The sequence below is a fragment of the uncultured Stenotrophomonas sp. genome (assembly GCF_913778665.1).
In the GTDB taxonomy this organism is placed as follows: Bacteria; Pseudomonadota; Gammaproteobacteria; order Xanthomonadales; family Xanthomonadaceae; genus Stenotrophomonas.
Window position 1 is genome coordinate 65,117 of the sequence record NZ_CAJYVQ010000011.1, and the last position, 22,970, is coordinate 88,086.

Annotated in this window: 25 protein-coding genes and 1 pseudogene; 14 read left to right on the forward strand and 12 right to left on the reverse strand. The window is 64.1% G+C overall.

Going from position 1 to position 22,970, the window contains the following annotated elements; genetic code table 11:
* Position 1 precedes the first annotated feature (1 nt).
* Both QZ853_RS15465 and QZ853_RS15470 read right to left on the reverse strand, forming a co-directional pair.
* The gene (locus QZ853_RS15465) at positions 2-952 is read right to left on the reverse strand and encodes a fatty acid desaturase (RefSeq protein ID WP_295575003.1); all 951 of its coding nucleotides are present in this window, start codon (positions 950-952) and stop codon (positions 2-4) included.
* A gap of 80 nt (positions 953-1,032) precedes the next feature.
* A complete protein-coding gene (locus QZ853_RS15470; protein ID WP_295575006.1) occupies positions 1,033-1,803 on the reverse strand; it encodes a hypothetical protein in 771 nt (256 codons plus the stop codon).
* A 137-nt stretch (positions 1,804-1,940) separates the two neighbouring features.
* On the opposite strand from QZ853_RS15470, the gene QZ853_RS15475 reads away from it, so the two are divergent.
* Genes QZ853_RS15475 through QZ853_RS15485 form a run of 3 tightly spaced genes read left to right on the forward strand, consistent with a single transcriptional unit; the run spans position 1,941 to position 3,939 of the window.
* Positions 1,941-2,564: a sigma-70 family RNA polymerase sigma factor gene (locus QZ853_RS15475; RefSeq protein ID WP_295575008.1), complete on the forward strand. Its 624-nt coding sequence runs from the start codon at positions 1,941-1,943 to the stop codon at positions 2,562-2,564.
* A complete protein-coding gene (locus tag QZ853_RS15480) occupies positions 2,561-3,235 on the forward strand; it encodes a ChrR family anti-sigma-E factor (protein ID WP_295575010.1) in 675 nt (224 codons plus the stop codon). The genes QZ853_RS15475 and QZ853_RS15480 overlap by 4 nt, the downstream gene beginning before the upstream one ends.
* 11 nt (positions 3,236-3,246) lie before the next feature.
* Positions 3,247-3,939, forward strand: coding sequence for an oxidoreductase (locus QZ853_RS15485; protein ID WP_295575013.1), 693 nt, complete (start codon positions 3,247-3,249; stop codon positions 3,937-3,939).
* A gap of 2 nt (positions 3,940-3,941) precedes the next feature.
* On the opposite strand, the gene QZ853_RS15490 is transcribed toward QZ853_RS15485, so the two are convergent.
* From QZ853_RS15490 to QZ853_RS15505, 4 genes are all read right to left on the reverse strand, one after another.
* Complete coding sequence (locus tag QZ853_RS15490; RefSeq protein WP_295575016.1) at positions 3,942-6,341, reverse strand: hybrid sensor histidine kinase/response regulator; 2,400 nt, start codon at positions 6,339-6,341, stop codon at positions 3,942-3,944.
* Complete coding sequence (locus QZ853_RS15495; RefSeq protein ID WP_295575019.1) at positions 6,334-6,804, reverse strand: response regulator; 471 nt, start codon at positions 6,802-6,804, stop codon at positions 6,334-6,336. Before QZ853_RS15495 ends, QZ853_RS15490 begins: the two co-directional genes overlap by 8 nt.
* Positions 6,801-9,038, reverse strand: coding sequence for an ATP-binding protein (locus QZ853_RS15500; RefSeq protein WP_295575021.1), 2,238 nt, complete (start codon positions 9,036-9,038; stop codon positions 6,801-6,803). Before QZ853_RS15500 ends, QZ853_RS15495 begins: the two co-directional genes overlap by 4 nt.
* A 118-nt stretch (positions 9,039-9,156) precedes the next feature.
* Positions 9,157-9,687, reverse strand: a complete 531-nt coding sequence (locus tag QZ853_RS15505; RefSeq protein WP_295575024.1) for a biliverdin-producing heme oxygenase — start codon at positions 9,685-9,687, stop codon at positions 9,157-9,159.
* A 187-nt stretch (positions 9,688-9,874) separates the two neighbouring features.
* On the opposite strand from QZ853_RS15505, the gene QZ853_RS15510 reads away from it, so the two are divergent.
* On the forward strand, positions 9,875-10,168 hold the full coding sequence (locus QZ853_RS15510; protein WP_295575027.1) for a hypothetical protein: 294 nt from the start codon (positions 9,875-9,877) through the stop codon (positions 10,166-10,168).
* A gap of 10 nt (positions 10,169-10,178) precedes the next feature.
* Here the strand turns inward: QZ853_RS15510 and QZ853_RS15515 are convergent, their stop codons facing one another.
* Both QZ853_RS15515 and QZ853_RS15520 read right to left on the reverse strand, forming a co-directional pair.
* The gene (locus tag QZ853_RS15515) at positions 10,179-10,664 is read right to left on the reverse strand and encodes a TspO/MBR family protein (protein WP_295575029.1); all 486 of its coding nucleotides are present in this window, start codon (positions 10,662-10,664) and stop codon (positions 10,179-10,181) included.
* Between the two features lie 72 nt (positions 10,665-10,736).
* Positions 10,737-12,932, reverse strand: a complete 2,196-nt coding sequence (locus tag QZ853_RS15520; protein ID WP_295575032.1) for a hypothetical protein — start codon at positions 12,930-12,932, stop codon at positions 10,737-10,739.
* A 113-nt stretch (positions 12,933-13,045) separates the two neighbouring features.
* On the opposite strand from QZ853_RS15520, the pseudogene QZ853_RS20585 reads away from it, so the two are divergent.
* The 3 genes and pseudogenes from QZ853_RS20585 to QZ853_RS15530 form a co-directional block, all read left to right on the forward strand.
* Positions 13,046-13,233, forward strand: a pseudogene (locus tag QZ853_RS20585) (GNAT family N-acetyltransferase); the annotation flags it as partial.
* Between the two features lie 37 nt (positions 13,234-13,270).
* Positions 13,271-13,561, forward strand: coding sequence for a hypothetical protein (locus QZ853_RS15525; protein WP_295575034.1), 291 nt, complete (start codon positions 13,271-13,273; stop codon positions 13,559-13,561).
* A 30-nt stretch (positions 13,562-13,591) separates the two neighbouring features.
* Positions 13,592-13,738 (forward strand): hypothetical protein, encoded by a 147-nt coding sequence (locus tag QZ853_RS15530; protein ID WP_295575037.1) that lies wholly within the window; start codon positions 13,592-13,594, stop codon positions 13,736-13,738.
* 176 nt (positions 13,739-13,914) lie between these two features.
* On the opposite strand, the gene QZ853_RS15535 is transcribed toward QZ853_RS15530, so the two are convergent.
* Both QZ853_RS15535 and QZ853_RS15540 read right to left on the reverse strand, forming a co-directional pair.
* Complete coding sequence (locus tag QZ853_RS15535) at positions 13,915-14,253, reverse strand: DUF3653 domain-containing protein (RefSeq protein WP_295575039.1); 339 nt, start codon at positions 14,251-14,253, stop codon at positions 13,915-13,917.
* Positions 14,254-14,255: 2 nt separating this feature from the next.
* Complete coding sequence (locus QZ853_RS15540; protein WP_295575041.1) at positions 14,256-14,708, reverse strand: DUF3693 domain-containing protein; 453 nt, start codon at positions 14,706-14,708, stop codon at positions 14,256-14,258.
* A gap of 492 nt (positions 14,709-15,200) precedes the next feature.
* Between QZ853_RS15540 and QZ853_RS15545 the strand changes: the two genes are divergently transcribed.
* The 6 genes from QZ853_RS15545 (at position 15,201) to QZ853_RS15570 (ending at position 19,427) form a co-directional block, all read left to right on the forward strand.
* The gene (locus QZ853_RS15545; protein ID WP_295575043.1) at positions 15,201-16,178 is read left to right on the forward strand and encodes a replication initiation protein; all 978 of its coding nucleotides are present in this window, start codon (positions 15,201-15,203) and stop codon (positions 16,176-16,178) included.
* Positions 16,175-16,477, forward strand: a complete 303-nt coding sequence (locus tag QZ853_RS15550) for a single-stranded DNA-binding protein (protein WP_295575045.1) — start codon at positions 16,175-16,177, stop codon at positions 16,475-16,477. The genes QZ853_RS15545 and QZ853_RS15550 overlap by 4 nt, the downstream gene beginning before the upstream one ends.
* Positions 16,478-16,687: 210 nt before the next feature.
* On the forward strand, positions 16,688-16,825 hold the full coding sequence (locus tag QZ853_RS15555; RefSeq protein ID WP_295575047.1) for a major capsid protein: 138 nt from the start codon (positions 16,688-16,690) through the stop codon (positions 16,823-16,825).
* Positions 16,826-17,347: 522 nt separating this feature from the next.
* Complete coding sequence (locus QZ853_RS15560; RefSeq protein WP_295575049.1) at positions 17,348-17,932, forward strand: virulence factor TspB C-terminal domain-related protein; 585 nt, start codon at positions 17,348-17,350, stop codon at positions 17,930-17,932.
* Positions 17,932-18,216, forward strand: a complete 285-nt coding sequence (locus QZ853_RS15565) for a DUF2523 domain-containing protein (RefSeq protein WP_125429208.1) — start codon at positions 17,932-17,934, stop codon at positions 18,214-18,216. The genes QZ853_RS15560 and QZ853_RS15565 overlap by 1 nt, the downstream gene beginning before the upstream one ends.
* On the forward strand, positions 18,213-19,427 hold the full coding sequence (locus QZ853_RS15570; RefSeq protein ID WP_295575052.1) for a zonular occludens toxin domain-containing protein: 1,215 nt from the start codon (positions 18,213-18,215) through the stop codon (positions 19,425-19,427). The genes QZ853_RS15565 and QZ853_RS15570 overlap by 4 nt, the downstream gene beginning before the upstream one ends.
* Positions 19,428-19,822: 395 nt before the next feature.
* On the opposite strand, the gene QZ853_RS15575 is transcribed toward QZ853_RS15570, so the two are convergent.
* On the reverse strand, positions 19,823-20,146 hold the full coding sequence (locus QZ853_RS15575; protein ID WP_295575054.1) for a DUF3653 domain-containing protein: 324 nt from the start codon (positions 20,144-20,146) through the stop codon (positions 19,823-19,825).
* A 293-nt stretch (positions 20,147-20,439) separates the two neighbouring features.
* Between QZ853_RS15575 and QZ853_RS15580 the strand changes: the two genes are divergently transcribed.
* Positions 20,440-20,724, forward strand: a complete 285-nt coding sequence (locus tag QZ853_RS15580) for a hypothetical protein (protein ID WP_345777918.1) — start codon at positions 20,440-20,442, stop codon at positions 20,722-20,724.
* Between the two features lie 916 nt (positions 20,725-21,640).
* Here QZ853_RS15580 and QZ853_RS15585 read toward each other — a convergent pair.
* Positions 21,641-22,969, reverse strand: a complete 1,329-nt coding sequence (locus tag QZ853_RS15585) for a zonular occludens toxin domain-containing protein (protein ID WP_295575055.1) — start codon at positions 22,967-22,969, stop codon at positions 21,641-21,643.
* Position 22,970 lies beyond the last annotated feature (1 nt).

The following is a 22,970-nucleotide window of genomic DNA, read 5'->3' on the forward strand; positions in this document are numbered from 1 at the left end:
GTCAGTACTTCGCCTTGGCCATCACCCACTCGGGGATGGGCTTGAGTGCCTTGACCAGCCCGAGCGCGGCCATCATCCGCAGCACGTACCAGGTCAGGTCGACCTCCCACCAGCGGAAACCCTGGCGTACCGTGCCGGGGAAGAAATGATGGTTGTTGTGCCAGCCTTCGCCGAAAGTCAGTAGCGCCAGCCAGACATTGTTGCGGCTGTCGTCACGGGTATCAAAACGGCGGCGGCCGAAGCGGTGGGCCAGCGAGTTGATGGTCACCGTGGCATGGAACAGGACCACGGTGGACACGAAGAAGCCCCAGACCAGCAGCTGCGGGCCGGTGGTCTGCAGGCCCGGCGCCCAGCGCCCCAGCGCTGCGCCAAGCGCATACAACGATGCGGCCAGCAGCACGGGCACAGCGGTATCGAAGCGATCCAGCCAGCGCAGTTCCGGGAAGCGGGCAAGGTCCGGTACCCGCGACAGATCGGTAGCAAAGGCCTCGCGCGTGAGGAACCAGCCCATGTGGCTGCGCCAGAAGCCACCCTCACGCGGCGAGTGCGGGTCCAGCGGCTGATCGGCATGACGGTGATGATGGCGGTGATGCGCGGCCCACCACAGCGGTCCGCGCTGCACGCTGGCGGCGCCGATGACGGCGAACACGAACTGCACTGGCCGCGAGGCCTGGAAGGTGCGGTGCGAGAAATAGCGGTGATAGAACGCAGTGATCGCGAACATGCGCACGGCGTAGAGCGCGGCCGCCACAAGCACTGCCGTCCACGAGATCCCGACCCAGATCACAGCGACGCAGGCCACATGCATCAGCGCGAACGGCACGGCCCGCAGCCAATCGATGCGGCCGTGCGCTGCACCGGTCGTATCGGACGCGCCGCCGGTATCGACCCAGCGTTGCAGCGTGCGCAGCAGGCGCCAGCGGCGGCGGGGGAGGGGCGCGACAGAGGCCATGGCGGATCTCGGCGGGTTTGGTATCTCTCTTTACGCAACAGGGCGTGCAATGGATGCATGCAGTGCAGGGAATTTCTTCTTCACCCTGGCGTCACGGCGCAGCGATCGACCAGCGGTTGTACCTGTGCCTGTTGCCCTTCGCTGGCCGGCCGCTGCGCCGGTGGCGAGCTGAAGCGCACCGTTACCTGTGGGTAGGCGCCGCGCGCATCGCGCAGATTGCTGGTGCCGGCGAATTCCAGCAGGCGCCGGTCGGCCGAGGCGTAGACCAACCGCAGTCGTGGTGCCAGTCCACCGTACCAGGTGTCGAGGCTGACCTCGATCGACTGGGCATCGATACCTTGCCAGCGCAGCGGACCGGTGCGGCTGACCTCCACCGGGTAGAAGCGCTGGCGGCCCGGGACCAGGAACGGCAGCGCGATGCGCTCGCCGCGCATCAGCGCGGGCCAGTGCAGGCGTACCGCGGTGTCGAATCCGGTGTCGATTACCGCCTCCAGTGGCAGATCGAGGCTGCGCTTCAGTGCTGAGGTGGCGGCCGCTTCCTTCCAGTCGATCAGTACCTTGTCCCCGGCCAGCTCGACCTGAGCGTGCTGGCCGCTGCGCCGGTCTTCCAGAGAATAGCCGCGCGCCTGTGGGCGGGCGGTGCTGGCCGGCAGGTGCTTGCGGGCAAAGGGGCGTCCGTCCGGGCACTGGTACAGCACCCAGCGCTCGGCACCTTCCGACGCATCGCGCTGCCAGTGCACTTCGCGATAGAGCGTCTGCCCCTGGGCGGAACTGGCGATACCCTCGGTACGCAGCCAGGGGGCCGCCAGCGCGGCATGGGGCAGGCAGAGCAGCAGCCAGACGGTACGCATGGCATTCATCCGTAAGGAAGGGGGCAGAGCACATACGCCGCAGGCGGCCGCCTGGATGCAGCCAGGGGCAGGCTGCATCCAATTGCCGCCGCCGCCCGTACAGAGGACAGACCTTCACCTGCCCGCCGCGAACGCAGATGTATCCTTACGCCGCCAGCACTCCCTTCCGCTTGAACAGCGCACGCATCGTGTCCAGTCCCCAGCAGCCCAGCAGTGAGCCGAAGAACTGGGCCGGTGACATGGAGGGGGTCGCGCGCCTGCGCGACCGCGATTGCTTCATGCGCATCTACGACCACTTCATGCCACGGTTGTGCGTCTACATGCGTGGCTTGGGCGCTCCCGATGCCGTGGCCGAAGAACTGGCGCAGGAGTGCCTTCTACGCCTGTGGCTGCGGGCGCAGGATTTCGATCCCGCCCAGGGCGCACTGAGCACCTGGCTCTACCGGATCGCCCGCAATCTGCATATTGATCGCGTGCGGCGTGAACGTAGCTGGATGCAGGTGCAGGGGGCGGTGGAGGACGCCGCCAGCTTCGATGTGGTCGAGCGCAGCAGTGCCGAGCAGTTCGCCGACCAGGCGCGTCTGCGGCAGCGCATCAATGAGCTGCCCGCGGTGCAGGCCCGGTTGGTGCGGATGTCCTACTTCGAAGCCAAGAGCCATAGTGAGATCGCCGAGGCGCTGGGCATGCCGCTGGGCACTGTCAAGTCTCACCTGCGCCGCGCGTTCCTTCAGCTACAGGCCAAAGTGGGAGGTGGGCTGTGAATCCGCACCACCATCTGCACGAATCCACCCTGATGAGCTACGCCGCCGGCGCGCTGCCTGCGCCGTTGAGCATCGTCGCCGGTGCCCATCTGGAGCAGTGCCCGCGTTGTCGTGAGCGCCTGCGCGATGCCGAAGCAATCGGCTCGGTGCTGCTGGAACAGACGCAGCCGCCCGCAGCGGAGGCGCGATGCGAACAGCTGCGCGAGGCGATGCTGATGCAGCTGGCCACGGAAGCGCCGATGGCCATGGCTGGGGTCGCACGCCCCGTGCCGATGGAGCGGCCTGAAGCCAATCCGGACCATCTGCCTGCATCGCTGCATCCGTATTTCGGCGCCTCGCTCAGCGACCTGCGCTGGCGCTGGATGGCGCCGGGCGTGCACTGCATCCGCGCCGAGCAGATGCCTTCGCTGATCATGCTGAAGATCGCCCCGGGCAAATGCCTGCCCATGCACAGCCATGGCCGCAGCGAACTGACCCAGATCCTGCGCGGTTCCTACAACGATGCGCTGGGGCTGTTCGCACCGGGCGACGTGGCGGATCTGGATGAAGATGTGGAGCATCAGCCGGTGACGGCACCGGGCGTGCCGTGCATCTGCGTGTCGGCACTCGATGCGCCGCTGGTGTTCAGTGGTTGGCTGGCGCGGAAAATCCAGCGCTTTGTGAAGCTCTAGGCAGGTGGGCGATGGGCGGTGCGGGGCAGTTACGGGTTCTGCTGGTTGGCGCCACTGGTCTGGTCGGGCAGGGCGTGGCGCTTGCGTGCCAACGCTCCGCCCACGTCGCTGCGTTGACGGCCCTGGTCAGGCGGCCAGGCGGTCTCAAGGGTGCTGGGAGCCAACGGGTCGTACCGGATTTCCTGCGCATCGACGCGCTGGCCGACGATCTGGCGGGGTTCGATGCCTGCTTCTATTGCGCGGGCGCCGCCCCGATCGGGACTGCCGAAGACGAGTATCGGAAAGTGACCTTGGCCACCACCGTTGCCGTCGGCCGCGCGTGGGCCGATGCCAATCCCGAAGGTATTTTCCTGTACGTGTCCGGTGCCGGTTCCGATCCGCGAAGCCGTTTGATGCCGTTGCGGGTCAAGGGCCAGACCGAGGAGGCGCTACACGCACTGCCAGTGCGCACGGTCATGCTGCGACCCGCAGGCGTACGGCCCGTTCCAGGGACCGGCACCCGCCATGGACTGCTGAAGCCCCTGTACTGGGGCGGTGCACCATTGATGAAACTGGTCGAGGCGGTCTCGCCATCGCTGGTCACCAGCAACCTGGCAGTGGGGCACGCGATGATCGTCCTGGCCGGCATGCAGCGCCCACCGCAGACGGTGGAATGCGATGAGATCAACCGGATCGCCGCGCGAAGGGGCGATCCGGCCGGCTGAACTCAATGCGCCGCGCCACCCAGCGCACCCCTGACGGCCTGCGCCAGGTCGCTGCGGGTGAACGGTTTGGGCAGCAGTGCGGCGATGCGCCCCTGGCTGCCGACCGCATCGTGGTCACGCGGGTAGCCCGAGGTGAACAGGACGGCCACTTCCGGCCAACGCTCGCGCACTTCGCGCACCAGCTCCCAGCCCGACATGCCGGGCATGACCACGTCCGAGATCAGCAGGTCCACCCGCGTTTCAGGCCGTTCCAGCAGCCGCAGCGCAGATGGTCCGTCATGTGCCTCCAGCACGCGGTAGCCCAGCAGCCGCAGCGCATCCACGGTGTGCGCGCGGACATCATCGTTGTCCTCGGCCACCAGGATCGTTTCCTGGCGTGGTTCGTAGCCGGCCAGCCCGGGCATGGCCGGCGCCGGTTCACTGGGAAGCGCCAGCGCCGAGCGCGGAAACATCATGGTGATGCTGGTGCCGCCGCCTTCAACCGAGTCGATGAGAACGTGGCCGCCGGACTGCTTGACGAACCCATGCACCATCGACAGTCCCAGCCCGGTGCCGCGGCCGACCTGCTTGGTGGTGAAGAACGGTTCGAACACGCGGGCCAGGGTTGCCGCGTCCATGCCATGGCCATTGTCTCGCACCCGCAGCATCACGTACTCGCCTGGTGTTGCATCCGGGAACAGGGCGGCGTAGTCGTGGTCGAGGTGGCTGTTGTCGACCTCGATCACCAGTCGGCCGCCGTGCGGCATCGCATCGCGGGCATTCACCGCCAGGTTCAGTACGGAGGCCTCCAGCTGGCTGATGTCGATCTCCACGCACCAGATGTCCTCGGCGCTGCGGATCTCCAGTTGCACCAGCTCACCCAGTGCACGCTGCAGCATGTCGTGCATGTCCAGCAGGCGCTCGTGAAGGTTGGCGGCCTGGCTGTGCAGCGGCTGGCGTCGGGCAAACGCCAGCAGGCGCTGGGTCAGGCTGGCGGCACGCCCGACCCCCTTCAGCGCGTTGTCCAGGGCCCGGCTGACCATCGCTCCGGCTTCGCCCGCGCGCTCGCTCAGCAGCATGGCGTGCTCGACGTTGCCGGAGATGACCGTCAGGATGTTGTTGAAATCATGCGCGATGCCACCGGTGAGCTGCCCCACCGCCTCGATCTTCTGTGATTGGCGCAGCGCGTGTTCGGCCTGGAGGCGTGCAGTGGTTTCCACGGCCTCGGAGACCACGGCGGTGACCACGCCCTCGGCATCCAGCAGCGGGCGGAACGAAAAATCGAAGCTGCGCGGCCCGGTCGGCAGTTCCAGCTCCAGTGAATGCAGCGAACTCCGGCCCTGCACGGCTGCAGCGACGGCCTGATCGATCAGCGCGCCGATGCCATCGGTTGTAGCGAACCAAAGCGATTCACCGAAGCGTTGGCCAACGACGTCCTTCTTGTCCGCAAGCACTGCGGCCAGTGACGCGTCATTGGCATCAACCACGCGCCCGGACAGATCCAGCAGCATCTGATGCTGGAAGCTGGATTCGAAGATCGCCTGCAGGCGCCGCTTGCTGGCGCGCAACTCGGCCGTGCGCGCCTGCACCTGCTGCTCGAGCAGCTGGTTGTCCTCGCGCAGGGCCAGCTCGGCCTGCTTCAGCTGAGAGACATCGCTACCCAGGCAGATGTAGCCGGCCACGCTGCCATCGGCCGCATGCTCGGGTACGCAGTCCATCTGCACGAATCGTGACTGGCCGCTGCGGTGCACCAGTTCAACCTGGAAGCTGGTGCGTTCGCCCTGCAGCACCCGTTCCAGGCTCGGCAGGGCATGTTCGAAGGCGGAAATGCCGCTGACATCACGCGCTGTCCGGCCCAGCAGCTCGGCCAGGCTGAATCCATGCCAGTCGAGGAAGGCCTTGTTGGCGAACCGATAGCGGTGCGCGTTGTCGAGCTGGGCGATCAGCGCGGGCACGGCATCTGTCACCTGCTGCAGCTGCGCCTGGCTATCATTCAGCGCAGCCTGCGCATGAAGCAGCTGGTTGCGCTCATCGGCTTCCTGGCGGGCGCGACGGATAGCATCCGGCAGGCGCTGCAGGCGCTGCTTGACCACATAATCGCGCGCGCCACGGGTCAGCGCCTGCACCGCCAGCTCTTCGGTCAGCGTGCCGGAGACGAAGATGAACGGGGTCTGCGGAATCCGCTCGCGTGCCAGTGCCAGCGCCGCATCGCCATCGAATCCGGGCAGAACATGGTCGGCGAGGATCACGTCGAACGCGCGGCTCTCGATGGCCTCGATGAACGCCTTGCGGGTCCACAGGCGCTCGGCCTCGAAATCGAGTCCGGCACGCTGCAGCTGTGCGGTGATCAGCTCTGCATCAAGCGCACTGTCCTCGAGCATGAGGATGCGCAGGCGCTCGCTGCGGCGCAATCCATCACGCATTGTTGCGCTGCCCGGAGCCATTGGGCCGATGCGGTGGTGGCTGGTTGGTGATGCCCCAGAACATGCCCAGCCCCTGGATGGCGTCGAAGAATTCCTTGAAGTCGACCGGCTTGACCACGAAAGCGTTCACGCCCAGCTCGTAGCTGCGCACCAGGTCCTGTTCTTCGCGTGAGGAGGTCAACATCACCACCGGCGTGCTGCTCAGCTGCGGGTCGCCCCGCACCTGCTCCAGCACCTCCAGCCCGTTGACCTTGGGCAGCTTCAGGTCCAGCAGCACCACCACCGGGCCGCCATGCATCGCGCCGGCGAACTTGCCTTCGCAGCGCAGGTAATCCAGCGCTTCGGCGCCGTCGCGTACATGGATGATGTCGTTCAACAGCTGGCAGCGCGCAAGCGCGGCCATCGTCAGCTCTGCATCCTTGGGGCTGTCCTCTACCAGGAGGATCGGCCGCAGGTCCCTCATGGGTGTTCTCCTGTGAAGCGGGGAAGGGTGAAATGGATCGTGGCGCCCTTGCCGGGCTCGCCCTCGGCCCACGTACGGCCGCCATGGCGGCCGATGATGCGGCGGACATTGGCCAGGCCGATGCCGGTGCCTTCGAACTCTTCGACGTGGTGCAGGCGCTGGAAGACGCCGAACAGCTTGTCCACGTAGCGCATGTCGAAGCCGCAGCCGTTGTCGCGCACGAAGAAGTGGTCTTCGTCGTCGTTTCGCTCGTGACCAATCTCGATCACCGCGTGTTCGCGCTCGCGGGTGAACTTGATCGCGTTGGCCAGCAGGTTCTGCCAGACCAGGCGCAGCATCGTCGGATCGGCTTCGACCTCCGGCAGTGGTGCGAACGTCCACTGCACGTCGCGGCCGGTGTAGTCCAGGGCCAGGCTCTGGCGCACATCCTCGGCCAGCGCGGTCATGTCCAGTCGTACGCGCCCCAGCGTGGAGCGCCCCATCTGCGAGAAGCTGAGCAGGTCATCCACCAGTGTTCCGGCGGACTTGGCCGATTCCACAATCGTATCGAGGAAGCGGCGCTCGGTATCGTTCAGGCGTTCGCCCGCCGAGCTGCCCAGCAGCTCGGAATAGCCGACAATGTGGCGGAACGGAGCTCGCAGGTCGTGGCTGACCGAATAGGAAAAGGCTTCCAGTTCCTTGTTGCTGCGGAGCAGCTGCTCGTTCAGTTCAGCCATTTCCTCGGCCTTGCGCAACACGATATCGACGATGGCCGTGCGCATCTCGTGTGCCGCGTCGCAGTCAGCGTCGGTCCACGGCAGGCTGCGCTGCTGCACGGTCTCCTTCCAGGCCTCGAACGAGTTGCGCGGAGACAGCGCCACGCCCGGTGCTGCTTCCTTGCGGGGATCGCCACCCCAGCGCACGGTGCGCACCACTTCCGGGCGGAACCACATCAGGTAACTGTCATGCAGCTGCGAAATGGACACCGCCAGCAGGCCGCTGGCTACGTCGGTCAGTTGCGCGGCAGCCGGCCAGTCGGCTGCAAGGTGATCGGTGCAATAGGTTTCCTGGCCGGCCTGCTGCGTGGCAAGCCAATTTGCCAGGGCCAGCACGTCGGTGGCGGGAGGGCACTGGCCAACACGCAGGCAATCGCCTTTGTGCACGATCGCCGCGCCGGCCGCGCCGGTCAGCGACAGCAGGCTGGCCTCGTCCTGGCGCAGGGCCGCCATGAAGTCTTCGTCTCCGGCCATGCGGCCCAGTAGCTTGACCAGTATCGAGCGTCGGGCAACGCGTTCTTCGATCGCACGCGCACGCTCCTTCAATGCGATCTGCAGCGACAGGATCTGGCCCATGAGCTCGCAGGCAGTGCGCACGTGGTAGGGCAGGCGGCGTGGGTGCACTGTGTGGCAGGACACCAGGCCCCATAAGCGGCCTTCATGCACCAGCGATACCGACATCGAAGCGCCGGTACCCATGTTGCGCATGTACTGCAGGTGGACCGGCGAGACGCTGCGCAGCACCGCCATGCTCAGATCGGTGGGCGGCGCGTCGCGCTGATCCTCGGCCCGCATCAGCGGGGCTGGGATGTAACTGTTGTCCGCAATCAGGCGCACCCGGTTGCGGCGGTAGAGTTCGCGGGCCTGTGCAGGAATATCCGATTCGGGGAAGCGCAGGTCCAGGTAGGACGGCAACAGGCCATTGCCATCCTCGGCGACCACGATACCGTTCCAGCCAGCATCGAACCGGTAGACCAAGGTGCGGTCAAATCCGGTGAGCCGCCGCATGTGCGCGGCCGCAAGGCGGCACAGGTCTTCCACCGTCGCCGCCGACTCAATGCCGGCCATCAGCTCGCGGATGGCCGGATACAGCTCTTCCAGCGAGCCGGGCTGGCCCGGCACCGGTGCTTCCAGCTCGACCAGCAGATCGGTGGCGGAACGGTGCACCAGCAACTGATGCCGGCCGTGGCCGTCCAGATGCACCGCACCAACATGGACGCTGCTGCCGACCACGGCGTGCTGGAACAGGCCCTGGAACGGCGCCAGAACGCCGCCAAGCACCTCGCTGACATGCTGCGTCAACGGTTCGCCGAACTGCTGCAGCAGCCCGGGCTGGCTGATGGCGCGCTCGCGCACCTGCAGGGACTGCGGCTCAACGACCAGAAGCACGCCGTAGGGCTGGATCGCTCCGGGGGTGTGGATCGGTTCGCGCGCGCAACCAGACAGGACAGTGTCGTGCGCGGACTCAGTAGAAGGCATCAAGGGCGGGACTCATGATTCGTGGATGGCTGGAACGGCCCAGTGGTACATCCGGTACCCGTGAATGGTGAAGCAAAATCGTGCATCCGCATACCACCCCGTGTGCGTGAAGATCCCTTCATTCAAACGTGAATTCTTCATCCACGCAGCGGCGAATGAACTGGAAGGCGTCGCTTGCGGCCACGCATGCCTGTGCGCGCTCTTCGGCAGTCAGGACGACACCATCCAGTGCGTTGCGCTCGCGTCTCCAGTACTCAGCGACGCCCAGGCTGGACGGCTGCAGATGCCGCGCGCCGTAGCCGGCATGAAGCTGCAACGCCGCGGCCATCTTCAACAGCACGGCCGCACCGAGCGTTGAGCCTTCCGCCACATACCGCCAGCCCAATGCGGTCGCTTTCGAGAATGCATGCGGCTGCGGTCGCCACGTGTGGGGTACCGGCATGATCGCGCCGAGGTCACGAAGATCCTCTTCGATCAGGGGCAAGCGGGTCGAACCTGGATCGCTCATCCGGTACAGCGGGGCAATGGTGCCGTGGAAGTGCCACTGCACGCGCAGGAAGCCGAGATAGCGCTGGCGCGACGCGAAAATGCGCTGCTGCAACAGATGTTGGTCGAGGCCATCGTGGACCGCTCGCGTGTGCTCCTTCAAGGCAGCGCTGAGGGCGACGGATCCATACGGAGGTGGTGCTGGCGGAGCAGGAGTAAGCATCGGAGCGCAGCCTAGCAGACTTGGGTGCGCAGGCTGGCATGCCTTTCGCAGACGGCACATCTGAAGTGCACGCAGGCTCGACAACGATTGCCCTACGGTAACCGCACTTCCAACCGATGCCACGCCCGTGAACCTGCAGCCCGCGTCCCCGTCCCCGTACCGCATGCTGGCTGACAGCTGCCAGTTTGAACTGCTGGATGTCGATGCACTGCAGGACCCGGCCAGTGGCCGGCTGCTGCACCTGTATTCGCTGGTCGCCCGCTGCCTGTCCTGCGAGACGATCTTCAAGGCCGAAGAAGGGCAAGGCCTGGTCAGCCATACTGCCGCGCGGGTGGTGCGATGCCCTACCGGATGCGGCCAGCAGGCGTTCAAGCCGGCCCTGCTGCGGTCCTGGCGCCCGCAGGCCGTTGCCCAGGCGTGAGCGGCGCTCATTACAACAGCCCGGGATTGGCCCGCCACACCGCGAAGTTGAGCGCCGCGGCGAACGAGATCCAAGCCAGATAGGGAAGCAGCAGCGCCGCGGCAATCGGACGGATGCGCGCAAACGCGACGATCGCTGCGCATACCAGCGCAATCAATCCAAGAATGTCGACGAAGGCCAGGGCGCCCAGCTTCCAGCCGAAGAACAGCCAGCTCCACAGTGCATTGACGGCAAGCTGCACCAGATAGAGCATCAGTGCGGGTCGTGCTCCGCGCCAGCCGCGTTCGCGCCAGACCAGCCACGCGGCCACTGCCATCATGCCGTAGAGCAGCGTCCACACCGGACCAAAGACACTGGCCGGTGGTGCCCAGGGGGGTAGAACGAGGGTGGCGTAGAAGCTGGCCGCGGATGTGGACGCCCACGCCCCCAGAGCGGCCGCGACGAAGGTGATCGCCACCCATCCCAGCAGTCCGACAACCTGCGAACTCCGCGTCATACCGTCCAGTTCCCTGATCTACCTGGTCCCATATACGCACAGCGCCCGCGAATGGATGCAGGCTGCTGACTTTCAGTCCGAAGAACCGGCGGCCCCCGTTCCGTCGCCCGCTGGTAGCAGCGAAGGCCGTTGATCAAACCATTCGCGTGCCTTGGCCAGATGCCATTGGCGCTGATCGCCGTCCAGCTCGATGCCCGCACCGAGCAGTCCCCATCGGAGATAGAGATCACCGCGCTTGCGCTGCTCCAGCAGATCCAGCCGCGCGCGTACCGACAGCCGATCGTTCTCCGCCTGCAGGCCATCAATGACCAGATGGCCAGGGCGCCAGCGCAGCCTCGCCTGTGCCTGTACCTGTCCGGAATCCAGGAGGGACAAGGTCCAGCGCGGATAGTCGGTGCGCTGCGCAAACAATGCCAGCAGAGGCCGCGCATCACTCAGAGCCAGGTCGGTGGTGGCATCCACCTGGAACGGCGATTGCGCATCGATACGGCCCCGTTTGAAGGCCACGCGGCCTTTCCATGCCGTCGAGCCCTGGGTGTCCGCCACCTGCACGTTGCGCAGCTCGACCGTGGTGCCGGACAGATCGAAATGACGCTGGCTGAAGTCACCGCGGCGCAGCCTTGCGTTCACGTCGATATCGCCGCCCATGTCCAGCCCTGCAACCTTCGCACTGGCGTTGCGCCCCAACAGCCGGGCCGTGCCATGGCCGACGCGCCCGTCGGTATCGAGGGTCGCATCACCGCTCACGGTGCCCGTGCCACGAAGCAGCCGCATCTGCGGTGAGCCGAGGTAGCGGTTGTAGGCGGTCAGATCAGGGATGGTGGCTTCACTGAAGCGCAGCTGCGCGCGGACGCCTTTGCGCAGTTCCTGCAGGCGGCCGTCGCCGGTCAGGTCCAAGGCCAGATCCCGGCCGTCGAACAGGCGCACGTCCCTGGCATCGGCTGGCCGTGCAGTGAATCGCGGCAGCCGGACGGCCAGCTGGGCCTGGCTGGGGCTGCCGGCCTTCAACTCGCCATGGGCGCTGGCCGTGCCCGCCAGGCGTACGCCGGCGACTTCGGCCACGGCGTCGGCAGCCGGGATGTCCACGGTGCTGCCTTCGATCAGCTCGCCATTGCGCAGGCGCAGATCGGCTTTCAGCGTGCCGCCGCCGTCAAGTTGCAGCCAAGGCTTGCGGACGAACAGGGCAGGGATCCAGTTGAGTGAAGTGAAGGCCCATTCGCCGCGCACCGTGCCCGAGCTGCGCTCCAGCAGCTGGGAAGGCTGCCGGAACGGAATGTCGCGGCCACTGATATGCAGATCGGCATCCACCTCACTACCTGAACCGGGCTTTGGCGGCAGGCGGGCCTGCAGCCGCAGGTCCTTGGCCACATTGAGCTGCAGTGCCAGCATGCCGCGATCGGGGGCCCCATCTCCCAGATGGAGCGGCACCTGCCACAGCGCGTGGTCGCCGGGCTGCAGCTGGCCATCAATCAGGTGGAGTGCGACCTGCAGCCGTCCGGGTACTGGTGCGCTGGAGATCTTCGGCGTCGCGGCGTCCGTGTCCATGCGCAGGCCCTGGCTGCGGGCATCGACCTCGAGCTGGGCATGCAGCAGCTTCAACTTAGCCAGGCCGGGCGCCTGGTCCCGATAATGGCGCGGATAGCTGAAGCGCGCGGTGAGATTCATGTCGCCCAACAGCTGCACGCCGTCAAAACTGGTGTCGGCATCGCTGAACATGACCTCGGATTCGAAGAGCTCCGACGGTCCGCCGCGCAGCTGCTTCAGGAACCCCACGGTGCCTTCGCCCTTGCCGATGATCAGGAGCTTGCCGAAGCGTGCACTGCGAATGCTGTCGCTGTGGATTGCATCGAAGCGCAGGGTCCAGCCCTGGTCGCTGCGGGGAGGCGGAGGTATGGCGTCTTCGACGCGGCTGATCTCGGCAGAAACTCCGGTGGCCTGCAGCCTTGGCACCCGCACCTCGCGCCGGAACAGGGGCAGCACCGCCAATCGGGCGCTGGCGCGGTCTGCATGCAACACGTAGACGGTGTGGTTCACGTGGCCGCGCATGTGCACGTTCCAGGCGATCACGTGGCCGGGCAACAGCGTAATGGCCGGCCCAGTGGTCATTACGAACTTGTGCGGCTTGCGGTTGGTGACCTGGTCGAACAGGGGCGTATTGAGGAAGATGTTGCCGGCCAGCAAATACAGCAGGTAGATGCCCAGCAGCACACAGGCAGGAACGCGCCAACGTTGAAGCCGGTGCGGGATGTGCGCGGAAACAGGGGGCATCTACTGCTCTAAAGGCTGGAATTTCCCCAACTATTGCGGAGTGCGTGGCGGTGGCGCGTGAAGCCGCGACTGGGCCGGAGCTCGATTCTGGTAGTGTCCGGCCTGGTCACCCCGTGGTGGGCATGTACAAGATGGGCCCGAACTTCCCTGATCTGGGGGCGCATACGTGGTCAGTACCAATGGCCCGGCCGTGGCGCTGTAGCGGAAGTTGGGGTTCGATGTGCTCGGGACGTTACCGAAGGCGTTCCGGCACCGGGAACTGGGTGTGGTGGACGTGTTTGTGATGCACCGCTTCCTGTAGCGGGAACAGGGCGGCGTCACTAAAGAGTGCGGTTGGCGTGGCCAACGTGGCGCGCTGGAATTCAAGGCTCCCGCTGACGCCAGCATCACGCCAGCTGCACAATCCGTTCAAGGCGCCCGGCGCAGTCCAGGCACGTGATGATCGCGGCTTGGTCGCTGGTGATCAGCAGCAACCAATGGCACTGCCGGAGCGAATCGAGCAGAGCGGGGCGGCCATCAACGGCAACGTCATCGCACGCGGAAATAGGGCGATGGGCAGTTTCCCGGAGTCGCCCGCGTTTGAAACCAGCAGCTACATGAGCACACCAGCGATCCCTACGAGGCTGTGATTCCGTGATGCGTTACGGGCACGACCCGGATTGCACCCAGCCGTTGTCGATGCGCTGCAGGCGGGTTTTGCCGACACAGCGCTCATCAGGCTTGAGTGGCGCTGGCCGGTCCGCGATTTCGTACCGTCGCTGGCGCTCAGCGTCTATCCGGCGCTGCTGCTCAACCTTTGCCGCTAGGCCGAATGGATCAGGATCGTTCGCCGATTTAATGAACTCGGCCGCGGCCTGGGCCCAGGAACATGCCTAGTGCAATCTTCCATACCAATCCGTTGCTCGCCGCCATCGTGGCCCCCTGTGTGCGTCTTGGGCGCATTCTAGCCGGGGTGTAGGGGCAACGCCCCTACGGAAGCGCCTCACACGCGCTGGCGGCGTTTCGGCCCCGGCACCGGCAGGACTGCTGCGGGAGGCTCGGCGTCGGGGCCAGCCATCACCACTGATGACCTCGTTTCCCGGCGCTGCGCCAAGGCATCAGAGAGCTTCACCACGCTGGCGGCGTTGAAGGACAAGGGTTTCCGGGGCTTGCCGATCGCGCGGCCGCTCTCCATCATCCGACGCCATTCCTGTGCCTGCGCAGCAGTGAGCGACAGCCAGGCTAGATCCTGCGGTTCGAGTTCGCGGCCCTCGGGGGTGACCAGTCGGCCGGCCTTAAACGAAAAACCGGCCCAAGGGCCGGTTAGGTTCCGATCACGCACAATCAGGCTCCATGCCGCAACAGGGGCAGGGGCCGAGGCAAGAGCCGTGCCAGCCCCCCCTCAGGAGCTTGAACATAATATACAGAGTGGGTCAGTAGACCCTCGCTAACCGCCTGAATCTGGGCGGTTTTTGCGTTTCCGACGCTCGGCAACGACAGCGCTACCAGCGCGACGACCGCAGCCGCCGCGCCCATTCGGTCCAGCATCAGACGCCAAAGGGCGCGCTCCGTCGCGGTAGTCGCCCGCTCCGCGTGAATCATGGCGATCCACGTCGGGCCATCGAGCTTTGCCAGCGCGCAAATCTGCGCAATTCGTTCATCTGAGAGCGGCTTCTCGCCTGCGCGAGCCTTCGATAGCAGCTGCCTCTGAATTCCCAGCCGGGCAGCCAAAGCGTTGTCTGACGGGATTCCCGTGCGTTCGCGGGCGGCATCGAGCAGTTCACCTACGGCGGTCATGGTGTCCTCTTGGTTGACAACGTGTGGTCCTTTTAGATTACATGCTCTGCGTGGTCCAAATGGACCACACCCGCCACCGGCACCCCAAGGCCGTTGGCGGGTCCTCTTGGGGTAGGGGCTTGGGGAGAGGGCAGGGGAATGGATGCGACCGTTCTAGGCATCGTGGGGATGTGCTTGATCGCGGTGATCGTGGGCTTGGCCCGGATCACGGCTTGGTGGCTGGACCGGCGTGAGCACGCCGCTGGTCAGGGGGTACGCCAAGCGATCGTCATTGCCCAGGCACGCGGCGAGGTGCGCCGATGATCTTCCTGATTCCCATCGCGATTGCCGCCATCTTCTGGTGGTTCAAGCACGTTCGCTCTGGCCGGGGCCCATTCGAATGAGCAACCTGCTTGATCACCTGTATCGGTGGTTCTTCCGTCTGCCCGCGTGCACTCCGGGCCACTGCTATTGCCGCCGCACGTGCATCTGCATCATTCAGGAGCCAACCGAATGAGCGGTGGAACCTGCAAATTTTGCGGGAATATCAGCGTCTACCTGTTCAAGGGCGGCCTCTGCTACGAGTGCAACGAAAGCGACGTGCGCGTGCCTGTATCGGCGACGCCGGTTGATCGCCGCTCACCCGAGCTAGCTGCATTCGACGTGGCAAACGCACGCGCCTACGGCGCCCAGCGTCGTGCCGAACTGTTCAACGAGAAGAATGCCGCGCACGGATTCTCGGCGGCGGCCGGAGGCCGACGCCTTGGGCTTGTCCATTCTTCAACAAGTGACACGCGCCGCGTGTCGCTCACTCTCGACCCGAATCACATTCGCGGTCTGCGACTGAAGAAGTCGCTGATTACCGGAGCAAGGCTTCATGACCAAGAGGCGAAACAAGGCTCGTTCCGTGGCGCGTGGTACATGCTCACCACGACTTACCGAAACGGAAGTGACGCTGGCCCTCGTGACATTAGCGAGACACTTAAGCGCATCCGGGGCTTCTTCAATCGAGCTGTCCGATTGCGCTACCGGGGATACCGTCCGCGTTTCCGTTACCTCTGGTGCGGTGAACTCACTAAGGCCGGGGTTCCCCACTACCACGTCTTGATTTACATCCCGCGCGGGATTTTTCTGCCGAAGGCCGACAGGGCAGGGTGGTGGCCCCACGGCCATACCAAGATTGAAAAGGCCCGCAACGCGGTGGGCTATCTGGCGAAGTACGCCAGCAAATTTTCCCCCGACATGCTTGCGTCGTTCCCCAAGGGCTTTCGTACGCATGCGATCGGTGGGCTGAACACAGAATCCAAGCGTGAACTGCGGTGGTGGAAAGCACCAAAAGCAGCGCGTGACGCACTCGGCGTACTGGCCGATATCCGCAAAGCCCTGGGCGGCTATGTGGACAAACTCACCGGCGACTTCTGGCCCTCGCCGTGGAAAGTGATCACCGACCGGGGCCGGATCATCGTATGGAAATTGGAGATACCCGCATGAGCAAGATCATCATCCGCACCGCCACCGTCACCCCGCGCCAGATCAAGCGCAAGGATGGCAGCACTATGGTTTTCCGCGAGCAGTCCGCCGCGATCATGAAGGACGGTGAGGATTTCCCGCACCCGTTCCGTCTCGGTCTGGATGATGCACAGGCCCCGTATCCGGCTGGCGAGTATCAAGTGGACGCATCGAGCTTCAACGTGGGCCAGTACGGTGATCTGATCGTCGGTCGTCGCCTTGTGCTGGTTCCTGTCGCACCCGCTGCGACCGCAACCGCGACCGTCTCAGCCAAGGGCTAAGTCATGGCGCGGTACGTCTACGAATGCCTGCAATTCAACGAGCAGACCGGCACCTGTGAGCAGGCTGGATTCGTGCCGCGCACCGATATTCCCGCACTTACCACTGCCGAGGTGTCGGGAATCTTGTCCATGGTTGCGGTGTGTTTCGCCGTGGCATGGGCATACAAGCAAATAGGCAGAACCATCCGAAACTAACGCAAGGGGAACACTATGGATCTCGACGCATCTGCCGCTCTCACCGTTCTGGCCGGTCTGGCCGCTGTCCTGGGCACGATCGGCGCCGCCAAGCTGGCGCCGGCTGCAATCTCGGTCGGCTTCAAGTGGATCAAGGGCGCGATCTTCGGTTGATCGCGGTAACACGGGGCCGGGCAATCCGGCCCCTTTCTATGGGGAATGTGATGCTCGGTCTATTCGTTCTGTGCGTTGGTAGTGCAGCTTTGTACATCGCGTTCGGGGATTAATATGCGGATCATCGTGCAGCTACTACTCGCTGCCTCATGGCTTATGGCTGGGAGTGCGATAGCGCAATCCGCCCCGGCGTGCAGTCCGAACTACCCCCCGGATGCAGACAATTGCGCTGACGAAGGCAGCGCGTATGCAGCAGCTTCTTCCTCTGCCGCGATGGCTAAGTCAAAAGCTGATAGGCCAACGCAGACCTATCAGTACTGCTACGTTGCCACTGAGACTGTATCGGGCAGCACTATGCGCGTTCGATTTCGGATGGCCGTCAATAGCTGCACTTCGGGAACCAACGTAACCACGATTACGCGCATCTTCCCTGCAAGCGCACGGTGCAGCTCACGCCCTTATGAACTCGGTTGGCAGGGTGGACAGACAGCGGCCAGTGTGAATGTCTGTCACAAGGGCTGCATGTATACCAGCTCACTTGACCCTGAGGGGGCCGCAGGCTTTGGCTACTTCCCTACCGGTAGCACTTGCACGGAATCCGACGCGCCAGCGCCAACGCCTGCTGGCGACGGCGGTGGCGACGATGGGGGAGGTGGTGGCAGCGAAACCGGAGGCGGCGACGGAGGCGGTGATGGCGGAGGGGGTGACGGCGATGGTGGTGGTGACGGCGGGGGCAACGGAGAGGGTGGCGGCGATGGTGACGGCGATGGCGACGGCGATAGCGACGGCGGAGGGGATGGCGACGGTGACGGCGATGGTGATGGCGAGAACCCCAGCCTTCCGGAGAACCCAACGTATCCTGGCGACATCCCGATGCCCTATGCAGATCCGCCCATCCCGAGCAGCTATCTCGGGCAGTGGTCAAGCGGTCTCGGCGGTGGTTCTTGTCCCGCTGCGAAGACCATTACTGTCGGTGTCGGGTCTGTTTCCACATCTGTCAGCTTCGAGTTCAAGCCCCTCTGTGATTTCGCGCAGATGATCAGGGGCTTGGTCATCGCCTGTGCCGCGCTTGCGGCTGCTTACATCGTCTCGGGAGTACGCAAATAATGCCGTGGCTCGCCGCATTTCTTACTCAACTCCTGGGCAACTCTCTTGCTCGCGTCCTGACCGGCGCGGGTCTTGGCTTGGCAACAGGCGCAGCGCTATTGCCGCTTGTGAAGGGCGCGCTGAACCTCATCACTCAAAAGTGGTCGGGCATCGCTGCTGATCTTGCCAATGTGATGCTTATGGCTGGGGCAGGGGAGGCCATCACCATGATCGGTTCTGCAATCGTGACCAAGGTGGTCATTGACGCAGGCAAAGTGGCCGTGCAGAAGGCAGCTTCCAAATGATGTATCTAATCTCGGGGCAACCCGGTAATGGCAAGACCCTACGTGCCATGTCGATGGCGCTGGAGTTCTACGAGCAGAATCAGCAGCAGGTGAAGGATGGCAAGGCGCAGCCGCGCCGATTCTTCACCAATATCGCGGGCGCCACAGTAGAGGAGGGCGCAGACGCCTTCCCGTGGATGGAGAGGCTGCCCGATCACAATGACTGGACGCAGTTGCCTGACGGCTCTTTCGTGATCTACGACGAAGCCCATTCTGATGGCAACACGCAGGGGCTTGAGCGTTACGGGAAGCTGTTTCCGTCTACCGGCAAGCCAGGGGAATCCGATGATCCTCGCATCCGTGCTATGTCCACGCATCGTCATCGGGGCTTCGATCTTGTGTTCGTCACGCAATGGCCGAACAAGATTCACCATCAGGTGCGCACTCTCATCGGTTCGCACACGCACATGAATCGTTCGTTCGGCATGCAGCGGGCAGGCGTCCTTACGTGGTCGCGTGTTCAAAGTGACCCGTACGATGAGAAGGTGCGCGACAAGGCCGAAGAGGAAATCTGGGCTTACCCCAAGACACTGTACAGCCGCTATCGCAGTGCGACGCTGCACACGGCCAGCCACAAATTCAAGGTGCCTAAGAAGGTGTGGCAGGCGCTTTCCGTCACCATTGCGCTAGTCCTTGGCGTCTGGATGATCTATGCGTTTATCATCAAACCGCCACCGGTACCAAAGAAGGTGGATCAGGGGGCCGGTGCTTTGCCGGCGGCTGGAGCCCTGGCGCCCCTGGGCGCGGGCGTGCCGGCGGCACGGCCCCTCACCCGTGAGGAGTACATCGAACGTCACAAGCCGCGGATTGAGTATCAGCCGTGGTCGGCACCCGCCTTCGATGATCGCAGTGTTCAATCGCAGCCCGAGTTGTATTGCATGGCATCTGGTACCACCGAGCAGGACACAACGTGCACGTGCGTAACGGAGCAGGGCACGAAGGCCAAGATTTCTATCCCGGTATGCATTGCGATCGCACGCGATGGCCCGGCCTACAACCCGTATCGCGCACCTCGTCAAGAGGCCGAGTCGCACCGGGATGATTCGGCTCGGAGCGCTGCTCGGTCCGAGCCCTCGGGTTCGCCTGAGCCGTCGCCGCACGCGCTCGTTGAGGTTGGTAAGCGACCTATGGGCACGTTCCCGGAATCGCCACCATACCCGGCAAGCTTCTAACGTGACGCATCACGGGTGCAGGTCGAAGACACCTGCGCCCAGCCATTCTCAACTCTACGGAAGGTCTGCCCGTTGATGCAGCGGTGACCCGGTGCAAGCTCCTTGGGCCTTGCTGCTCGTTCTGCTGCCTCGCGCCTGTTTCGCACCTCGGCCATTGGGACTTCCGGATACATCTGGCGGGCTAGGGCCTCGCCAGCACGCTCTTGTTCTTTCATCGCTGCGTGTCCTGCAATCCCCAGGACACCGCATGTGGCAAGCAGTAGAGCGCTGCCGCCCACGAAGACCCCTAACGCCACCTTCCACACCAAGCCCGTCGAATTCGCCATCTATGGCACCCCCAGGTGATTCGGCGGCCATTCTACGGGGTGTAGGGGCGGCGCCCCTACGGAGGCGCTTCACACGCGCTGGCGACGTCTCGGCCCCGGCACCGGCAGGACACCCGCAACTGGATCGGCGTCAGGACCGGCCATCACCTTGGAAGACCGCTTTGCCCGCCGATGTGCAACCTCGGCCAGGTCAACGATGCCCGCACGCCCGAATGGCCGCTTCTGGCCGCCTCGCGCAATCTCCATCATCCGGCGCCATTCCTGTGCCTGTGCGGCCAGCAGGGACAGCCACGCAAGATCCTGCGGTTCCAGCTCGCGGCCCTCTGGGGTGACCAGTCGGCCACCCTTAAACGAAAAACCGGCCCAAGGGCCGGTTAGGTTGCGATCACGCACAATTAGGCTCCATGCCACAGCAGGGCCAAAGGCCGAGGCAAGCTCCGTGCCAGTCTGGCCCAGATGCTCCGAACATAATATACATTATGCGAAATACAGCGTAGCCGGCGCTGGCTAGGTCGCTGGGCCGCTTTCGTCGGTTCTGCTTGGCAATGGCTGCGGCTCTGGCTCGGCTCTTGCCTGCCTGTCCGTTCCCCCGACAAGGACGAGCTCGCAGCATGATCAAGATGGATCCCCACGACCGCATAGATCTAACCGGCCCTTGGGCCGGCTTCGGATTCCAAGGTGGACACATGTTCACGCCCGAAGGTCATCAGCTGGAGCCATGCGACATGGCCTGGTGGTCCCTGACCTGCAACATTGCGCGCGAATGGCGCCTGATGATGGCTGAGGCAGCTCCCCGGGCTGCAGCTGCCCCGAGGGCGTCAACTACGGCGAAATCTAGTGTTATCTACCTAGCCGAAGCCCTCAGAGTTCGCCGAGAACGGCGGTTCAGCGTGGGCGATCCCGGTTCCGACGCCGGGGCGTCCAATGTTGTCTACATGAGTCGTGGGCCGAGGCCCCGCCAGCGCGTGTGAGGCGCCACCGTAGGGGCGCTGCCCCTACACCCCGATTCATCGGTAACCAGCTAGGCCATAGTCGACCATTACGCGCCGTCCATCCGGAAGAACGCCTGCATCAGCACTCTTCAACTCGTAGGGCGTGGCGTCTCCAACAAAGTGCGGCCAATCGTCTGATTCGAACCATGCGTCGAATTCACTGTCCGACATGCTGCGTGCGCGAGGCATTACAACCAGTAATGGCCCAGGTGACGACCACAGTATGGGGCAAAGGTTCGGGTAGCGCTGTTCCTTCCAAGCATCGACCTCGGCTTGATTGCAACGCAATCCTTGTGTAACCCGACGCAGGCCGGAGACGCGAGGGAACTTGACGGCGTATCGCCCTATGAGCAGAACGATACGGGAGGAACCTCTACACAAAGACGGTCTTCCGAGTGCCACGATCTACCCCTCTCGACAACGTAGCCAATCGCCTTTGGCATTTCGTAGTTGCTCCCATCCGTTCGGTAGCTTTCTCATCGCCTGACCACCTATGCAGGCCATATTTGAGCGTTCGGCTGCATCAGTGCCCATTGCAGGTAGTGCAACGACCTCGGTCGATGGCTTAGGACGTCCCGCCTGGCTGGACTCCCGCTGTAGTGCATTGGCCTCAAGCCCATCACAGAGCGGCTTCATGCCCGGGTGAGGATGGTTCGGCCAGCGGTACTGTTCACAGTTGAATGGCGTTGTCGTCTTCGCCATCGAGTTATGCGCGGCCTTGGGCGCTGCCGGAATTGGCTTTGGCGCTGGCCCCCTCGCTGAGTGAATCTGCTGTGCTGACGCTGCGCTGGTCATGACCAGCAATGCACACATCGCCCCAAGTCGAATGTCCATATTCCCCTCCAGATTGGAGGGATGGTACTCCATACCGTCAATTTGCGTGACGCATCACGTCTCAGAAGCTGGGTGGGTATGGCTTCGATTCCGGGAACGTCCCCATAGGGCGCTCACCCACCCGAATCAGCGTGCCTCCGGCAGTGGAAACCGCCCCTTGTGTGCTGACGACCCGGACGCCAGCACCGGCCTCACTCCCTGCGGTCGCAATGCCGGTGCCAGCGTCCGGCTTGTCCAGGCGGTAGAGCGTCGGATCTTCCTCCCGTCGCGGCGCTTGGCGCGGCCAAGGTGTAGCGACCAACTTGTAGTTGTCGGCACTGATGTTGGCGCCATAGGCGAACACCCGCACCCGGAACCCCAGCGCGACCAATGCGTCAAACGTGAGCTGATCGACCGTGTTGTTACTGCTGTCCACCCACTCGATCATGCCGACCTGACGATCGCCAAAGACAGCCGTGAGCGCCAGCCGAATACGGTTCGCTTTCGACAGCTGCGCCACATACCGCTGTTCCGGCGTCAACGCGTCGATAGGATCGGGCGCGGCCTTGGGATTGGGTACACCCGGCAGATTCGGAATCGTGCTTTGATCTGCCGGTGCCGCGGCGGTGACGCCGTGCAGCTGCTTTTCCTTCGCCTTTTCTTCCTCCGGCACCAGTCCGCCGCCGCTCAGGAAGAAGCCGATGAAGGCCACGGCGCCGACGATGCCGACCACACCCATGACGCCGCCCTTGAGCGCAAGCGCCTTCCAAACGTTGGTGCCGCCTTCTTCATAGACCTCGGTATTCTCAGCACCCACGGCGTACCCGTGATAGAGCGGATAGATCGCGTGATCGTACTTCTCGGTCTTGCCCCCTACCCGCTCATACTTGCCCGGCGAGGTGGTGTGGAAGAAGGTCACGCGGTAGCGGTTCTTCATGCCTACAGCGGTGAGCTTCTGGAAAACGTTCTTGCGCTCGATGCGCGCACGCACGGCCTGATGAACGCGGTTGATCCACTGGGTCATGATGACAGCATCGCCGCCGTTCTGACCAAGCAGCGCCCAGAAATTCTCCACCGCATCGGGCAATGGCTGCCGCTGTGCAACGTAGAACTCATGCACTTCGTCAATGACGCATAGCGAGTCTTTGAACTGATCCGGAATGCACCACTGGCCGGTCACATCATCCTTGTAGCAAGCGAACGTCGCAGCCACGTCCTTCGTGTCTACCAGCGTGAGCAGCTGGTAGACCTCATCGACGGGCATGCCCAGGTATTCAGCGATTCGCTCATGGTTGAGGCCATTGAGACGCGCGAACACCCGTCGCCCCTTCTTGATCGTCGGCAGGATGTGATTCTTGACCGCGTCATAGCTCTTCCCAGCACGCGGAACGCCTTCATTGAAAACCAGCATG

Excerpts from the sequence above, each read along its gene's own strand:
- QZ853_RS15465 (WP_295575003.1), bottom strand. The coding sequence starts at position 952 with ATGGCCTCTGTCGCGCCCCTCCCCCGCCGCCGCTGGCGCCTGCTGCGC.
- QZ853_RS15470 (WP_295575006.1), bottom strand. The coding sequence starts at position 1,803 with ATGCGTACCGTCTGGCTGCTGCTCTGCCTGCCCCATGCCGCGCTGGCG.
- QZ853_RS15475 (WP_295575008.1), top strand. The coding sequence starts at position 1,941 with ATGTATCCTTACGCCGCCAGCACTCCCTTCCGCTTGAACAGCGCACGC.
- QZ853_RS15485 (WP_295575013.1), top strand. The coding sequence starts at position 3,247 with ATGGGCGGTGCGGGGCAGTTACGGGTTCTGCTGGTTGGCGCCACTGGT.
- QZ853_RS15490 (WP_295575016.1), bottom strand. The coding sequence starts at position 6,341 with ATGCGTGATGGATTGCGCCGCAGCGAGCGCCTGCGCATCCTCATGCTC.
- QZ853_RS15495 (WP_295575019.1), bottom strand. The coding sequence starts at position 6,804 with ATGAGGGACCTGCGGCCGATCCTCCTGGTAGAGGACAGCCCCAAGGAT.
- QZ853_RS15500 (WP_295575021.1), bottom strand. The coding sequence starts at position 9,038 with ATGCCTTCTACTGAGTCCGCGCACGACACTGTCCTGTCTGGTTGCGCG.
- QZ853_RS15515 (WP_295575029.1), bottom strand. The coding sequence starts at position 10,664 with ATGACGCGGAGTTCGCAGGTTGTCGGACTGCTGGGATGGGTGGCGATC.
- QZ853_RS15520 (WP_295575032.1), bottom strand. The coding sequence starts at position 12,932 with ATGCCCCCTGTTTCCGCGCACATCCCGCACCGGCTTCAACGTTGGCGC.
- QZ853_RS15540 (WP_295575041.1), bottom strand. The coding sequence starts at position 14,708 with ATGACCGCCGTAGGTGAACTGCTCGATGCCGCCCGCGAACGCACGGGA.
- QZ853_RS15545 (WP_295575043.1), top strand. The coding sequence starts at position 15,201 with ATGAGCGGTGGAACCTGCAAATTTTGCGGGAATATCAGCGTCTACCTG.
- QZ853_RS15550 (WP_295575045.1), top strand. The coding sequence starts at position 16,175 with ATGAGCAAGATCATCATCCGCACCGCCACCGTCACCCCGCGCCAGATC.
- QZ853_RS15555 (WP_295575047.1), top strand. The coding sequence starts at position 16,688 with ATGGATCTCGACGCATCTGCCGCTCTCACCGTTCTGGCCGGTCTGGCC.
- QZ853_RS15560 (WP_295575049.1), top strand. The coding sequence starts at position 17,348 with ATGTATACCAGCTCACTTGACCCTGAGGGGGCCGCAGGCTTTGGCTAC.
- QZ853_RS15565 (WP_125429208.1), top strand. The coding sequence starts at position 17,932 with ATGCCGTGGCTCGCCGCATTTCTTACTCAACTCCTGGGCAACTCTCTT.
- QZ853_RS15570 (WP_295575052.1), top strand. The coding sequence starts at position 18,213 with ATGATGTATCTAATCTCGGGGCAACCCGGTAATGGCAAGACCCTACGT.
- QZ853_RS15580 (WP_345777918.1), top strand. The coding sequence starts at position 20,440 with ATGTTCACGCCCGAAGGTCATCAGCTGGAGCCATGCGACATGGCCTGG.
- QZ853_RS15585 (WP_295575055.1), bottom strand. The coding sequence starts at position 22,969 with ATGCTGGTTTTCAATGAAGGCGTTCCGCGTGCTGGGAAGAGCTATGAC.